Source organism: Selenomonas sp. oral taxon 126, from assembly GCF_001683335.1.
GTDB lineage: Bacteria > Bacillota > Negativicutes > Selenomonadales > Selenomonadaceae > Centipeda.
Genome location: NZ_CP016201.1, coordinates 1,279,772 through 1,294,673 on the forward strand (window position 1 = coordinate 1,279,772; position 14,902 = coordinate 1,294,673).

General features: G+C 58.2%; 16 protein-coding genes and 2 pseudogenes. 3 read left to right on the forward strand and 15 right to left on the reverse strand.

Translation table 11 applies throughout. From position 1 onward, the window contains the following. Positions 1–39: 39 nt before the first annotated feature. Both AXF19_RS05650 and AXF19_RS05655 read right to left on the reverse strand, forming a co-directional pair. Positions 40–807 carry a DeoR/GlpR family DNA-binding transcription regulator gene (locus tag AXF19_RS05650; RefSeq protein WP_066846209.1) on the reverse strand — a complete coding sequence of 256 codons (768 nt, stop codon included), beginning with the start codon at positions 805–807 and terminating at the stop codon, positions 40–42. Between the two features lie 429 nt (positions 808–1,236). After that, a complete protein-coding gene (locus AXF19_RS05655) occupies positions 1,237–1,620 on the reverse strand; it encodes a GtrA family protein (protein ID WP_066846211.1) in 384 nt (127 codons plus the stop codon). Positions 1,621–1,942: 322 nt separating this feature from the next. Between AXF19_RS05655 and AXF19_RS05660 the strand changes: the two genes are divergently transcribed. Continuing rightward, on the forward strand, positions 1,943–2,989 hold the full coding sequence (locus tag AXF19_RS05660; RefSeq protein WP_066846214.1) for an FAD:protein FMN transferase: 1,047 nt from the start codon (positions 1,943–1,945) through the stop codon (positions 2,987–2,989). Positions 2,990–3,057: 68 nt separating this feature from the next. Here the strand turns inward: AXF19_RS05660 and AXF19_RS05665 are convergent, their stop codons facing one another. The 6 genes from AXF19_RS05665 to AXF19_RS05690 all read right to left on the reverse strand — a co-directional run bounded on the left by AXF19_RS05665 (position 3,058) and on the right by AXF19_RS05690 (position 8,620). Continuing rightward, positions 3,058–3,702 carry a CBS domain-containing protein gene (locus AXF19_RS05665; protein ID WP_066846216.1) on the reverse strand — a complete coding sequence of 215 codons (645 nt, stop codon included), beginning with the start codon at positions 3,700–3,702 and terminating at the stop codon, positions 3,058–3,060. Positions 3,703–3,831: 129 nt separating this feature from the next. After that, positions 3,832–4,569 (reverse strand): ABC transporter ATP-binding protein, encoded by a 738-nt coding sequence (locus AXF19_RS05670; RefSeq protein WP_066846219.1) that lies wholly within the window; start codon positions 4,567–4,569, stop codon positions 3,832–3,834. 1 nt (position 4,570) lies between these two features. Further along, a complete protein-coding gene (locus AXF19_RS05675; protein WP_066846223.1) occupies positions 4,571–5,341 on the reverse strand; it encodes an ABC transporter ATP-binding protein in 771 nt (256 codons plus the stop codon). Continuing rightward, positions 5,341–6,291 (reverse strand): branched-chain amino acid ABC transporter permease, encoded by a 951-nt coding sequence (locus AXF19_RS05680; RefSeq protein ID WP_066846226.1) that lies wholly within the window; start codon positions 6,289–6,291, stop codon positions 5,341–5,343. The genes AXF19_RS05675 and AXF19_RS05680 overlap by 1 nt, the downstream gene beginning before the upstream one ends. Positions 6,292–6,303: 12 nt before the next feature. Next, positions 6,304–7,188 (reverse strand): branched-chain amino acid ABC transporter permease, encoded by an 885-nt coding sequence (locus AXF19_RS05685; protein ID WP_066846229.1) that lies wholly within the window; start codon positions 7,186–7,188, stop codon positions 6,304–6,306. A 259-nt stretch (positions 7,189–7,447) separates the two neighbouring features. Beyond that, positions 7,448–8,620 (reverse strand): ABC transporter substrate-binding protein, encoded by a 1,173-nt coding sequence (locus AXF19_RS05690; RefSeq protein ID WP_066846232.1) that lies wholly within the window; start codon positions 8,618–8,620, stop codon positions 7,448–7,450. A 318-nt stretch (positions 8,621–8,938) separates the two neighbouring features. On the opposite strand from AXF19_RS05690, the gene AXF19_RS05695 reads away from it, so the two are divergent. Together AXF19_RS05695 and AXF19_RS16000 are read left to right on the forward strand one after the other, a co-directional pair. Beyond that, a complete protein-coding gene (locus AXF19_RS05695) occupies positions 8,939–10,198 on the forward strand; it encodes a diaminopimelate decarboxylase family protein (protein ID WP_066846235.1) in 1,260 nt (419 codons plus the stop codon). 59 nt (positions 10,199–10,257) lie between these two features. Beyond that, positions 10,258–10,362: pseudogene (locus AXF19_RS16000) on the forward strand (secretion protein HlyD); the annotation flags it as partial. 76 nt (positions 10,363–10,438) lie between these two features. On the opposite strand, the gene AXF19_RS05700 reads toward AXF19_RS16000, so the two are convergent. The 7 genes and pseudogenes from AXF19_RS05700 to AXF19_RS16005 form a co-directional block, all read right to left on the reverse strand. Beyond that, entirely contained in the window at positions 10,439–11,830 is a 1,392-nt protein-coding gene (locus tag AXF19_RS05700; RefSeq protein ID WP_066846237.1) for a GntP family permease, read from the reverse strand. A 151-nt stretch (positions 11,831–11,981) separates the two neighbouring features. Next, positions 11,982–12,218 (reverse strand): glutaredoxin domain-containing protein, encoded by a 237-nt coding sequence (locus AXF19_RS05705; RefSeq protein ID WP_066846240.1) that lies wholly within the window; start codon positions 12,216–12,218, stop codon positions 11,982–11,984. A gap of 12 nt (positions 12,219–12,230) precedes the next feature. Continuing rightward, positions 12,231–12,461: a glutaredoxin family protein gene (locus AXF19_RS05710; RefSeq protein WP_066846243.1), complete on the reverse strand. Its 231-nt coding sequence runs from the start codon at positions 12,459–12,461 to the stop codon at positions 12,231–12,233. 197 nt (positions 12,462–12,658) lie between these two features. After that, positions 12,659–13,591 carry an NAD(P)/FAD-dependent oxidoreductase gene (locus tag AXF19_RS05715; protein ID WP_066846245.1) on the reverse strand — a complete coding sequence of 311 codons (933 nt, stop codon included), beginning with the start codon at positions 13,589–13,591 and terminating at the stop codon, positions 12,659–12,661. Between the two features lie 340 nt (positions 13,592–13,931). Beyond that, a complete protein-coding gene (gene tsaA / locus AXF19_RS05720) occupies positions 13,932–14,336 on the reverse strand; it encodes a tRNA (N6-threonylcarbamoyladenosine(37)-N6)-methyltransferase TrmO (RefSeq protein ID WP_066846247.1) in 405 nt (134 codons plus the stop codon). A 182-nt stretch (positions 14,337–14,518) separates the two neighbouring features. Further along, positions 14,519–14,746, reverse strand: coding sequence for a PBECR3 domain-containing polyvalent protein (locus AXF19_RS15855; RefSeq protein WP_335674944.1), 228 nt, complete (start codon positions 14,744–14,746; stop codon positions 14,519–14,521). After that, positions 14,731–14,881, reverse strand: a pseudogene (locus tag AXF19_RS16005) (secretion protein HlyD). The gene AXF19_RS15855 and the pseudogene AXF19_RS16005 overlap by 16 nt, the downstream one beginning before the upstream one ends. Positions 14,882–14,902 lie beyond the last annotated feature (21 nt).

Below are 14,902 nucleotides of genomic sequence, written 5' to 3' on the forward strand. Positions count from 1 at the left end.
CCGTCCCGGCTTTTGTTACGATACTACAAACTACAATCCTTACGGCAGAACGATATCCACACCGAGCTCCGCCGCTGCCGCGCGAATGTCCGAGGGCGGCTCCGTATCCGTCACAAGCCCTGCGAGCGCATTGAGCGGCGCATAGTCATAGTTGCCGTCCGTCGAGAGCTTGCGCGCCTCTGCAACCACATAGGCACGCTTGCTGCGCGCGATGATGCGCGCCTTGTTCAGCCCGTCGTCGATGTCGTAGGTGGACACGCTGTTCCCCTTGACATCCACGCCGACCGCGCCCACAAAGGCGATGTCGGGCTTGAGTCTGCCGATGAAATCCTGCGTCATGCCGCCCCAGAATCCATCGCGTCCGCGATTGATCTGCCCGCCGGCAAAGATCAGCTCGATGCGCGGGTTGCGCGCGAGCACGCCGAGCACGTCGACCATGTTCGTCACAACCGTCAGATCGCGGTCGCTCTTCATCAGGAGCTCTGCAATCGCGAGATTGCTCGTGGAGACATCGAGGAAGACCATATCCTTCTCCTGAATGAGGGATACGGCAGCCTGCGCGATGCGGCGCTTCGCCTCGATATCCATGTGACGGTGACGGCTGACCTCGATCATGTGCACACTCTGCGTCAGTTTCACGGCGCCGCCATAGGTGCGCTTCAGACGTCCCTGCCGTTCGAGTGAGCCCAGATCCTTGCGGATGCAGTCTTCGGTAACCTTGAATTTGGCGCTGAGCTCTTTGACCTTTACCTTGCCGTCACGCTCCACCATGCGGACGATGAGCTCTTGGCGCTCCTCCAGAAACATGATATTCACTCCTTTGCGCAGATGAAATTGCAACGCTCATATATCTGCTGTCAATGAGCCGTCCATCCTTTTTTTTTAGTGTAACTCAAAATCGCGAAAATAGCAAGACTATTTTATCTATTGAAGCAAATTTATAAGAGTGAATTCATTGAATATATTCTATTATAATAGACAATATCCTCTATTTACACTCATTAAATTGCAATTATAGGTAAATGAAATGAGAAACTGCCCACATTCTCCCGTGTTATGCGTCGGAAAATGCACTGTTTCGGCGGCAGCCGACGCATACGCGCAGGGGAGATCTGTGGGCAGTTGTCGAAAAAAGTGGGGGAGCCGACGATTTTGAAGTATTCGTGCGTGGAAATGTGACAACTTCATCCGTTCCTTCGGTGCTTGCAGAGTCGGCAGAGAGTTGCTAGAATGGAATCAGTTGCCGAGCACTGCACGGCGCTTGAGAACGTAGTTCCACACCATGACGATGCCGGCGGCGATGAGCTTTGCGATCATGTAGTAGATATGGATGAAGTCAACGAGTACCCACATGAGCAGCTGGTTGAGTCCGAGTCCTGCGATGCTCGAGCCAAAGAAGAGCATCTTCGCGCGGCGTGTCTGCGCGTTTGCCCCACGAAAGACGCAGACGAGGCAGAGCCAGTAGTTGACGAGGACGGAGATGGTGAAGGAGATGCCTGCCGAGAGGAGGTAGTGGAGGCCGCCGTACTCGGTGAGGATGTAGAGCAGGCCGTAGTCGAGGAGGAAGCACGCGCCGCCGACGAGGACGAAGCGGGCGATTTCATAGAGTCTGGGTGACATGGAATACCTCGTGTGAGATGATTTTTCTAAGTGGTGCAAGCCCTGCGCGAACGCTTAGTTGCGTAAGCGGTCGGGGGATTGCGCGTGCATGTACGCCGTACGTACTCCACGCAAACGCCTCGTTACGCAAGCGGTCGCGTTCTCGTTCGCCTAAATACCTGCGGACTTCTTAAACGCGCTTCGCTTGAACGAAAGAAATCCGCAGGGGGCGAGTCGAACGCTTTTCTCCGCTTGCTTCACTAGGGTTTGCTTTGGAGCATCGTACGGCTTCGTTTCCCTCGTAAAGATACAGAGATGTTTCCTCTATTTGAAAGGAATACATATGATAGGTAGATTCTTCACATTTGCTAAAATTCCTGCTCTCGCGTGTCTTTGCGCAGCATTGCTCCTCGGCGGATGCGGGGGAGGGGGAGCGGTGACGGCGGAGGAGACGAAGCTCGTCATGGGGACGGTGGCGCGGCTCACGGTGCGCGCGGACGAGATTACGTCGCAGGCGGCGCTGCGCGACGGGCTGGCGGTGCTCACGCAGACGGAGCACGATGCGGACGGGGCGGCGATTGCCGACCTTGAGGCTGCGGCGGGGACGGGCGAATGGCGGGAGATATCGCCCGCACTCTATGAGACGCTGACCCTCGCGCAGGAGGTCGCACGGCGCTCAGACGGTGCATTCGATGTGACATCGGGGGCGCTCACGGAACTGTGGGAGCAGGCGCGTATGGAGAAGATTCCTCCGAGCGCCGAGGAGATTGCAGCAGCGCGCACGCAGGTCGGCTATACATCGTTCGAACTGCGCAGCGTCGAGGAGGGCGGTCAAACACGGTATGAAGCACGGCTGACGAAGGCGGGTATGAAGATCGATCGCGGCGCGCTCATCAAGGGGCTGGCACTCGACGGCATCCGCAGCACATGGCAAAAGGCAGACATCAAAAACGCGCTCGCCGATCTCGGTACGAGTTCTATTCTCGGCATGGGGGTGAATGAGGCGGGAGAGCCGTGGCAGATCGGGATCCGAAATCCGCGCGGCGAGAGAGCGGGGGATGCGCTCGCCGTTCTTCCGCTTTCCAATGAAGTCCTCTCGGCATCGGGGGATGATGAGCGGTTCTTTCTCTATGAGGGGCGGCGGTATCATCACCTGATCGACCCGCGCACAGGCTATCCTGCGGACACAGGGCTTGCTTCGGTGGTGGTGACACTGCCGCTAAGCGCAGAGGATTTGCCCGCATGGCAGGGGCATATGGGGCTTCTCTCGGATATGCTGTCGACGGCGGTCTTTGTGCTCGGTCCGGAGGCGGGACGTGCCCTGCTTGCGGACTTTCCGCCCGCACTCGTCATTCTCATCGGGACGGATGGGAGACTCGTTGGGGAGTGAAAAACGCATACAAAAACTCTGCCGCTTTGGCTGCGGCAGAGTTTTTGTATGGATGAAGGAAGGTGTGTTCAGCCAATCTGGATGACGTGGCTGACTTTGAATCCCTTTGCCCAGAGGCGCTCCTTGACCGTATCCACGTCGTCGATGTCGGCGCGGATGATGATCTGATAGGTGCCGCTCGGCTGCGGGAGCGTGACCATGCTGTCGATGCTGATGTCGAGATCGGCGAGGACGGTTGAGATGTCGCGCAGGACGCCCTTGCGGTCGGCAACGTCGATCGTGAGGCGCGTCTTGCCGCTGTCGAGACCCATGACGGCGATAAAGGCGCGGAAGATGTCCGTGGAGGAGATGATGCCGACGAGCTTGCCAACCTCGGAGAGGACGGGGACACCGCCGATCTTCTCGCGCTCCATGACGAGCGCGGCCTCCTCAATCGTCATCGTATCGGTGACGGTGATGACGTTCTTCTGCATGACATCGGCGACCTTGATCTTTGAGAGCAGGGTGCGCACCTCGAAGCGGTCGAGTGTGGTCGCCGACGAGGGCGAGGCGCGCAGGAGATCGCGATTCGTGAAAAAGCCGACGAGCTTGCCGTGCTCGACGACGGGCAGACGGCGGAAATGCCCCTTGTCCATGAGCTTCGATGCTTCGTCCATCCCTGCATCGGGGCCGATGGTGACGGGGTTCTTGGTCATACAGTTGGCAACAAACATAAATGCTTCCTCCTTGCCAATGGATACGTGCGATATATTTTTAATATTCGCCTTAATGGATGAAATATCCTTTTCGGAAAATGTAAAATCGTTCGGATCGGGCGGAAAAGATGTCCAATCCGGGCGATTTTACCCGCCCAAATATGCTTTCCGCACATCCTCACTCGCCGCAAGCTCCTTTGCCGCGCCAGAGAGCGTGATGCGTCCCGTCTCGAGGACATAGGCGCGGTCTGCAATCGAGAGCGCCATGTTCGCGTTCTGCTCGACGAGCAGGATGGTCGTGCCAGCCTTGTTGATGTCGACGATGATGGAGAAAATCTCCTTGATGAGGAGCGGCGCAAGTCCCATCGACGGCTCGTCGAGGAGCAGGAGACGCGGGCGGCTCATGAGTGCGCGCCCCATTGCGAGCATCTGCTGCTCGCCGCCCGAGAGCGTGCCCGCCTGCTGCGTGATGCGTTCCTTGAGACGCGGGAAGCGCGTGAAGACCATCTCCATATCGGCGGCGATGCCGTCCTTGTCCGTGCGGATGAACGCACCGAGTTCGAGGTTCTCGAGCACGGTCATCTCGGCGAAGATGCGCCGCCCCTCGGGTACCTGCGAGATACCCGCGCGCACAATCTCATGCGCGCCCGTGCCCGCGATATTCCTGCCCTCGAATTCGACCGTGCCGCTCTTCGGGGCAATCAGCCCCGAGATCGTGCGCAGCGTCGTGGACTTGCCCGCGCCGTTTGCGCCGATGAGGGTGACAATCTCGCCCGCATGAACCTCAAGCGACAGCCCCTTCAGCGCGTGGATCGCGCCGTAGTAGACCTCCAGATCCGCGATGCGGAGCATGGGGGCTGTTTTTGCCGTTGTTTCGTTTGCCATGTTACTCCTCCGCCCCCAGATATGCACGGATGACCTCGGGATTCGAGCGAATCTCCTCGGGTGTGCCGTTTGCGATGATCGCGCCGTACTCAAGCACGTAGATGCGCTCGCAGATGCCCATGACGAGCGACATATCGTGCTCGATGAGGAGGATCGTGATACCGAAGTCCTTCTTCACCCAGCGGATCATCTCCATGAGTTCGAGTGTCTCCTGCGGGTTCATGCCCGCTGCCGGCTCGTCGAGGAGCAGGAGGCTCGGCTGTGCCGCGAGCGCACGCGCAATCTCAAGCCGCCGCTGTGCGCCGTAGGGGAGGTTCTTTGCCTTTTCGTGCGCGAGGTTTCCGAGGTGGAAGATCTCGAGCAGACGGTGTGCCTCCTCCTCGAGTTTTCGCTCCTCCTCCCAGTAGCGCCCAACGCGCAGGAAGGATTCCAGCAGTCCGTAGTTCATGTGGCAGTGGTAGGCGATCTTTACGTTGTCGAGCACACTCAGCTCGCCGAAGAGGCGGATGTTCTGGAACGTGCGCGCAATGCCGCGCTCCGTAATCTGGTAGGGGGCGAGTCCGACGATGCTCTTGCCCTTGAATGTGATTTCGCCCGTCGTCGGCTGATAGACGCCCGTAAAGAGGTTGAACGCCGTCGTCTTGCCCGCGCCGTTCGGCCCGATGAGGCCGAGCAGTTCGCCGTGCCTGATGTGTACGTTAAAGTCCACGATGGCTTTGAGTCCGCCGAATACCATGGAGACATCCGAAGCGGTCAGGAGATCCTTTGCCATTATGCCTCGCCTCCCTTCTTAAAGAAGCGGCGCAGCGGCTGCATCGCCGTGACCTCGACGTAGCCGAAGAGTCCCTGCGGACGGTAGAACATGAGCAGAATGAGCGCGAGCGCGTAGATGATCATGCGCGCGTTCGGGAAGCTCGCGAGCGCCGCCGAGAGGAAGGTGACGACAAGTGCGCCCGCAATCGAGCCGGTCATCGAGCCGAGGCCGCCCATGACGACCATGATTAGGATGTTGAACGACTGCATGAAGGTGAACGACGCGGGGCTGAGGATATACATATTGTGCCCGAACAGTGCACCCGCGACGCCCGCGAAGAACGCGCCGATGGTAAAGGCGAGCACCTTGTACTTCGTCGTGTGGACGCCCATCGACTCCGCCGCAATTTCGTTCTCGCGGATGGCGAGACAGGCGCGGCCGTGGCGCGAGTTCACGAAATTCTTGATGATGAAGAGGGTCGCGAGCATGATGAAGAAAACCCACGTGAAATTCGTGTGATGGGCGATGCCCTTGAAGCCCGCCGCGCCGCCGACATAGGGCACGTTGATGATGACGATGCGGACGATCTCACCGAGGCCGAGCGTTGCAATCGCGAGATAGTCGCCGCGCAGACGCAGGGTCGGCAGTCCGATGAGTGCGCCGAGAAGACCCGCCGCAACGCCGCCGACGAGGATGGCGAGGGGGAATGCCATCTCAAAGTTCGTCGTGAGGACGACGCCGACGTACGCGCCGATCGCCATAAAGCCGGCATGACCCAACGAAAATTGACCGGTATATCCGTTGATGAGGTTGAGGCTCGCTGCGAGGATGATGTTCAGTCCCGCAAAGATGAGGTTGAGCTGCCAGAACGCATTCAGCATGCCCGCGCTCGTCAGCCCCATGATGATGCCATAGATGACGAGGGCGAGGACGAGCATTTTGAGATCATTTTTTTGCAATATGTTCATTAGTTCACCCCCTTAGACCTTTTCCTTGACATTTTTCCCGAAGATGCCTGCGGGTTTGAAGAGCAGAACGAGAATCAGGATGGCAAATGCCGCCGCGTCGCGGAACATGGAGAAGCCGAATCCCGAGATGAGCGCCTCGACCACGCCGAGGACGAGCCCGCCGACGACCGCGCCGGGCAGGATGCCGATGCCGCCGAAGACCGCTGCGACGAATGCCTTGATGCCGGGCATGAGTCCCATGAGCGGGTCGATGGAGTTGTAGTAGATGCCGATGAGCACGCCCGCGACCGCCGCGAGTGCCGAGCCGATGGCGAACGTGATCGAGATGATGCGGTTTGCGTTGATACCCATGAGCTGCGCCGCCTCTGTGTCATACGACGCGGCACGCATCGCCTTGCCGATTTTCGTGCTGCGCACAATATAGGTGAGAATCAGCATCAGGACGAACGTCACGCCCATGATGAGGAGCTGCTGCCCGCTGATGATGAGACCTGCCACGTCGAAGGACACGTCGCTGATCGCCGCGGGGAAGGTGCGCGGCGTGGGCGAGACGATTGCCATCATTGTGTATTCGAGCAGGAAGGACACGCCGATTGCCGTGATGAGCACGGAGATGCGCGGCGCGTGGCGCAGCGGACGGTAGGCGAACCGCTCGACGATGACGCCGAGCAGCGATGTGACCGCCATCGAGATGAGGATTGCGGGCACGACGGGGATGCCGAGCGTGATGGCGTAGAAGCCGAGATATGCGCCGACCATGTAGATATCGCCGTGCGCGAAGTTGATGAGCTTGATGATGCCGTAGATCATCGTATAGCCCAGCGCAATCAGCGCGTAGATGCTGCCGAGCGAAAGCCCGTTGATGAGCTGTTGGAGCAGCTGATGCGTAAACTCCATAGAATTCCCTCCGTGATGATGAAAAAGGGCTGTTGCACAAAGGTTTTTAACTTCGTGCAATAGCCCTGCCATTATGTCGGATATGTGGCTTCAAGCGCCCCTTCCACCGCTTGCGCGGTCCCCCTCCCCCGTATCGTACGGGGGAGGCTTGGGATCACGGCATATCAGCTTCCCCCGTCGAAACGGGGGAAGTGGCGAGCCTGCGAGCCGATAGGGGCGCTCCGAGAGCAGCCCTCCGTGAATACCTTTGTATGAATTACTACATACTCGGCATAATCTTTGCGACGACAACGCGGTCGCCGTCCTTGTTCTCGAGAATGACCGCCTGCTTGATCGGGTTGTGCTGCGTGTCCATCGTGATCGTGCCCGTGCCGACGACGAGATCCTTCGTCTCCTCGATCGCCTTGCGCAGCGCCTCGGGATCATCCGAGCCCGCGCGCTTCAGCGCGTCGACGAGGAGCTTGCCCGCGTCATAGCCGAGTGCGGCGAAGACGTTCGGCGCATGGCCATATTCCTTCTGGAACGCGTCGATGAAGGGGCGTACGGACTCGTCCTTATCCGAGTAGTGCGTGCTGAAATACGTGTTGTTCAGCGCCGCCGTGCCTGCGAGCTCGGCGACCTTCGGATCGTCCCAGCCGTCCGTGCCGATGATGGGCGCGGTGATGCCGATCTCACGCGCCTGCTTGACGATCTTGCCGACTTCCTCATAGTAGGCGGGGATGAAGATGACATCCGCATTCGCCGCACGGAGGCGCGTCAGCGTCGCCTTGAAGTCTTGATCCTTTGCGAGGAAGCCCTCGGTCATGAGAACCTGACCGCCGCCCGCCGTAAAGACCTTTTCAAAGACCTGTGCGAGGCTCTTGGAGTAGTCCGTCGAATTGTCGATGTAGATGACTGCCGTCTTTGCCTTCAGCGTGTCGAGCGCGAACTTCGCCATGACATCGCCCTGCTGCGGGTCGATGAAGCAGCTGCGGAAGATCCACGGCTTTACCTTGCCGTTCTCGACCGTCACGTCGACCGCCGTTGCGTCCGGCGCAATGACGGGCACCTTGTTGTCCGAGGCGACCTGCGACTCTGCAATGACGTTGCCCGTCGTCGCAGGGCCGACGATCGCGCGGACGTGGTCGTCGGAGATCAGCTTCGTCGCCGCGTTGACCGACTCCGCTGCCTCGGACTTGTTGTCCGCCTCGACGAGGACGATCTTCTTGCCATTGATGCCGCCTGCGTCATTTGCTTCCTTGATTGCGAGCTTCAGACCCTCGAGCGTCGAGGTACCGTAGTTCGCCGTATTGCCTGTCATCTCGAAGTTCGCACCGATGCGGATCTCGTTCGAGCTGCCGGCATCCCCGCCGCAGCCCGCGAGCGTCGTGCCGAGCAGAGCCGTGCCGACGAGCGCGGCAGCCAGATGCAGAGCCTTTCTGCCAAATATCATGAAAATACCCCCTTCGTCAGTTCCCAATCTATGAATAAATGATGATAAAAAAAGATAGCCCCCATTATAGGGGAGAGACGGATTTTCGTCAAGGTATACAATTTGATATGTTTCGTGTGATGTCCCTCGCGAACGCTTCGGGGCTCATACTCCATCGGCGGATTGACAGAGGACTTTTTTCGTTGCTATAATAACGAGACTTCTAGACCTGATAGCCTCCCCCGTGCGACACGGGGGAGGGGGACCACGCGAAGCGTGGTGGAAGGGGCGCTTCTTCCTCCAATTGCGAGGGGGAAGCTCATATAGAGGGAGGACAATATGAACGAAAAGACATTTCCGCTCACGCAGGACGAGACCCTGCGCCTGATCGAGCGTTACCCAACCCCGTTCCACATCTACGACGAGGCGACGATCCGCGCGAACTTCCGCCGCCTGCGCGACGCCTTTGCATGGGCGCCGAGCTTCCGCGAGCACTTTGCCGTGAAGGCACTGCCGAACCCGCGCATCGTACAGCTCCTCCACGAGGAGGGCGCGGGCACGGACTGCAGCAGCATCGCCGAGCTTCTGATCTCCGAGGCGGCGGGGGTCACAGGTGAGGAGATCATGCTCACCTCAAACGACACGCCCTACGACGAGTTTCAAAAGGCAATCGCACTCGGCGCCGTCATCAACCTCGACGACATCACGCACCTCGACTATATGGCGGAGCATGCGGGGCTGCCCGAGGTGCTCTCGTTCCGCTACAACCCCGGCGACCTTATCGAGGGCAACGATATTATCGGAAAGCCGATGGAGGCGAAATACGGGCTGACGCGCCCGCAGCTCTTCGAGGCGTATCAGCGTGCGCACGAGATGGGCGTGAAACGGTTCGGGCTGCATACGATGGTCATCTCCGCCGAGCTGCGCACGGAGGCATTCCTGCTCACCGCGCGCATCATGTTCGAGCTGGCGGCGGAGCTCAAGGCACGCCTCGGCATTCATGTCGAGTTCATCAACCTCGGCGGCGGGTTCGGCATCCCGTACCGCCCCGAGGAAAAGCCCGTCAACTACACGGCAATCGGTGCGGGTGTGCAGCGTCTCTACAATCATATCCTCGCACCTGTGGGGCTAAGCGATGTCGGCATCCGCACCGAGAGCGGGCGCGCCATCACGGGGGATGCGGGCTGGCTCGTCTCCACCGTCCTTCACAGGAAGGACACCTACAAACATTACATCGGGCTCGACTCCTGCATGGCGAATTTGATGCGCCCCGCACTTTACGGTGCTTACCATCACATCACCGTCCTCGGCAAGGAAGACGCACCCGCCGACCACGTCTATGATGTCACGGGCTCGCTCTGCGAGAACAACGACAAATTCGCCATTGACCGCGCCCTGCCCGAGATCGCCATCGGCGACATCGTCATCATCCACGACACGGGCGCGCACGGCAGCGCAATGGGCTTCAACTACAACGGCAAACTCCACTGCGCCGAACTCCTGCGCCGCACGGACGGCACGATCGAGCTCATCCGCCGCGCCCAGACACTCGACGATTACTTCGCTACGCTGAAATATGACGGTGGGCTGATGAAATAAAGGAATCACTGATAAAATGAAGTCCGTCAGATTGGCGTAGATTTTTTCGTCCGAACTAGGAGGCAAACCGGACGCATAGCAGAGGCTATGTGGAGGATTTGCCGACGAAGTGCGGGCAAAAAAGATGCGCTAAGATGACGGTGCTGAATTTATCAGTGCTTCCTAAAAGCACAGAGACAGAAAATCTGCATAATAAAGGAGCATTGCCCGAGGCAATGCTCCTTTTGCTTCCGTAAATGTTCAGCGCAGTACGAAACTCAGCAGAGCGATCTCCACAATCGCCGCAATGCCGAGCACGAGCGTGCCCATCGTCTGGACGCGGTAGCCCTGATCCGGGGTCAGCCCGCTGAACTCCGAGACGACCCAGAAATACGAGTCGTTTGCGTGCGAGACGGTCATTGCGCCCGCGCCGATTGCCATGCAGACGAGCGTCGCCTGAATCGGCGTATTGAAGCCGAGCACGGTGAGGAGCGGCGCGATGATGCCCGCCGTCGTAATCATCGCGACTGTGGACGAGCCCTGCGCCGTCTTGAGCACCGCTGCGAGCAGGAAGGGGAAGAAGATGCCCATGCCGCCGAACACGTCCGCGTGCGCCGAGATGTAGCGCACCATATCCGAGACTGCAATCACCTTGCCGAGCACGCCGCCCGCCGCCGTGATGAAGAGGATTGGCCCGACCGTCATGAGACTCGAGTTGCAGACTTCATAGAAGTCGTGCGCACGTCCGACGGAGAAGAGCTGCAGCGTCGCGAGCGCCATGCCGACCGCAAGCGCGATGATTGGCGTGCCGAGGAAGCGCATGAGCTCGGGAACAAATCCCGTGAGTCCCAGCATTGCGACGACGGAGGACAGCGCCATCAGCGAGATTGGTATCATGATCGGCGCGAGCGTGCTGAACGCCGAGGGCAGCTTGCCATAGGAGGCAATGAGATCCTTGTAGACCTTTGCGACCTCCTCGGGATTTACCTCATCCTTCGACTGCACGCGCGTACCGATCCAACGCGCGAAGAAATAGCCTGCAATCAACGGGAAAATGGAGCAGAGCAGACCCAGCCCGATGACCTGCAGCAGGTAGTCGCCGATGCCGAGCGTGCTCGCCGCCGCGATTGGTCCCGGTGTCGGCGGGATGAAGACGTGCGAGATGAAGAGACCGGAGCTCAGGGCAAAGGACATGGAGACGGCAGAGACGGCAGTGCGGCGCACGAGTGCCTTGCGAATGGGATCGAGAATGACGAAGCCCGAGTCGCAGAAGACGGGGATCGAGACCACCCAGCCCATGAGCTGGACGGCGATGATGGGATTGTCCTTGCCGACGAGGCGGATCATCATGTCCGCGAGCTTCAGCGCGCCGCCTGTCTTTTCGAGCACCGTGCCGATCATCGCACCGAGGATGATAACGATACCGATGCTTGTAAATGTCCCCGAGAACCCCTGCCCGACAACAGTTGCAAGACCGTGCTGCACAGTGCCGTCCGCGAGCCTGTGATCCACGAGGGGGATGCCCGCGACGAGTCCGAGTGCGAGCGAGACCAACATGATCGAGATGAACGGATGAATGCGCAGCTTTGAGATCATGACAATCATAATGACAATCGCGACCCAAAAGGCGAGGATAAGCGGTAATCCGGTCATATCAAAACCTCCTTGCATTGGGGCACAATGATTCGCTGTGCCCATTCAAATGAAACGTCCCTGCACTGCTATTTTAATCCAATTCAAAAATTTTGGCAAGGTGAAACATAAAAAAACGGACGCGAGCGTCTGCGTCCGTTTCGATGTTTTTTTATGCCGTAATCCCGAGAATCTTGTCCAGCTTCTCGCGGTCGTAGCTGAGGGCGAAGTCTTTGCCGTCCGCCGTTGTGACGGGGACGATCGTGTCGCCCGAGAGGCGGCGGCACTCCTCGCGCGCTGCCTCATCCTGCTCGATGTTGAACTCCTCGTAGGGGATGCCGCGATACTTGAGGTACTTCTTCACCTTGGTGCACCACGGGCAGACCGTGATGGAGTAGACCTTTACCATAGCCGTCCCTCCTCACGCGCCGATGAGGCGGTCGATGGCGGGCTGATCGAAGCCGCGCACGTATTCGCCGCTATCCGCGAGGATGACGGGACATGCGCCCTCGCCCGTGAGCCTCACGAGATCATCATATGCGGCAGGCTCCTTCTCAATGTCGCGCACCGTGTACGCGACGCCCTTCTTGTCGAGATACTTCTTTGCCTTTGTGCACCACGGGCACGCGTCGAACGAAAAAACCTGAATCATGGGAATAGCCTCCTTATCGTGTGTGTAAAATGAATCGTTGCTGCTGTGTGTTGTCTAGCGCTCAAAGCGCCCCTTCCACCGCTTCGCGGTTCCCCTCCCCCGTGCCGCACGGGGGAGGCTTTTGATTACGGCATATTAGCTTCCCCCGCCAGAGCGGGGGAAGTGGCGAGCTTGCGAGCCGATAGGGGCGCCCCTTTTTACTTCTTTAACGATGCGAGATACTTCTCCGCATGGAGTGCGGCGGTTGTGCCGTCGGCGGCGGCGGTCGTGAGCTGGTGAATCTCCTTCACGCGAATGTCGCCCGCGACGAATACGCCGGGGATCTCCGTGCGACAGTTCTCGTCTGCCGCGATATAGCCCGCCTCCGTCAATGCAAGCTGTCCGACGAAGAGATCCGTATTCGGCAGCACGCCGATGTTGACGAAGATGCTGTCTACGGGCAGCGTCTCCGCCAGTCCCGTATCCTTGTGCAGCAGCTCGACCGAGGTCAGCCGATCCTCACCGTTCAGGTGCGTGATCTCCGTCTCAAGCATGACCGTGACCTTTGGATTCGCATAGAGCGCATCCTGCGAGGACTTGTCCGCACGCAGCTGCGAGCGGTGAATCAGGTAGAGATGCTTTGCGTACTTTGTGAGGAAGTTTGCCGCATCGACCGCCGCATTGCCGCCGCCCATCACCGAGATCACCTTGTCCTGATACGTGTGCCCGTCGCACAGCTCGCAGTAGTGGACACCGCGATTGAAGTAGTGCGGTTCCTGCGGGAGCGGGAGCTTCCGGCGGTTCATGCCCGACGCAATGATGATAACGGGCGTCTCGTAGATGTACGTCTCCGTCTCCACGATCTTCGGCGTGCTCCCCAGGTCAACGCGCTCGATGCGGTCGAACTCGTCGATCTCCGCGCCGAAATTCGTCGCCTGCTTCTCAAGCGTGCCGATCAGCTCCATCCCGCTTACGCGCTCGAAGCCCGGATAGTTCTCAATATCCGCCGCCGTCGCGATCTGCCCGCCGACGAGCGAGTTCTCGAGTACAAGTGTGCGCAGATTCATGCGCCCCGCGTAGAGGGCGGCGGTCAGCCCCGCCATGCCCGCGCCGATGATGACGACATCCTTTTGAATATGTTCCTTTGCCATGGACTCATCTCCTTTGATTGCCCCGCTCATCGGGGAGCGGGGGAAATACATGTCTGTCTGAACTTTTTGCTGTTATATTGACCTTTTGATTTATTATAACACAGATGTCAATAGCTGGATAGTATCTACAAAAGAAAAATTATTCTTTGTTAGATGGGGAGAGACAGGAAAGCACGCACAAAAATAGCCCACACTCCACTGTGGACTATCTTTGCTGTGTATTATATTTTAGGAGAGCTTTGGAAACATCCGAGGACGTTCCCTAACGAAAGCCTGTATAGAATATAACACACGTGAGAACGAAAATCAATAGGTCTGTGAGAAAAATTTTCAGCGGAAATTACGACATCTCAGTAATCGCATCCATCTGCGTATATGGCTTGATGTCGATCACACTGCTGCCGTCGAGTGCGTCGAGTCCCTTCACGCGGAGGATGTTGTCACGGCGTTCGAGCAGCTCGACGATGCAGAGGGAGAGCGGGTTCGGCCGACCGGGCGAGCGGCTGGCAAAGACGCCGTGCAGCTCCTTCGCGGCGGGCGGGATGGTCTTTAGGATGTCGCGTTTCGCCAGATGTGCCCAGTAGAGGACAATGAGGTGTGCGTTCTGCTCGATCTTTAGGAGCCCGTCCGCGAACTCCGGGTGGATCTCGATCTCGGAGATCTCCGCGCTCATGCGTCCCTGACGCGGGATGTCCGTGAGGCTTTTGTAGGCGTTATGAACAACGCCGATTTCTTGTAGTTGCATGATGCCTCCTTATTGAGAAAGAGAATAAAAATAGGGCTACAGCGATGTAGCCCCATTTCCGTTCTGAGAATAGGCAGGGTGACATTCCTGCATCTCCTATTCAGGTCACTCGACCATCTGGCGACGGCTGCCCGTTCCGTCCTCTGATTCTCATTTCTTGGTTACAGTATAAAGGTTTTTGCTTATACTGTCAAACATTTTAATGTGCCTCTTTGGATAAAGTTATGAACCCGAGTGGGATTCAAGACATAGAGTGTCCGTGCATAGTACGTTCCCGAGAGAGATACCCGAACAGCGACCTTTACATATTCGTGTTCATCAATCTGAAACGCGCGAACATATTCAAGCGATTGATCGCTCGGGTTTACACCAACGTACTCGGGCTCAGTGAGGATTAGGGAAGCACTGATAAATTCAGCACCGCCATCTTAACGCATCTTTTTTGCCCGCACTTCGTCGGCAAATCCTCCACATAGCTTTTGCTATGCGTCCGGTTTGCCTCCTAGTTCGGACGAAAAAATCTGCGCCAATCTGACGGACTTCATTTTATCAGCGATTCCTTAGAC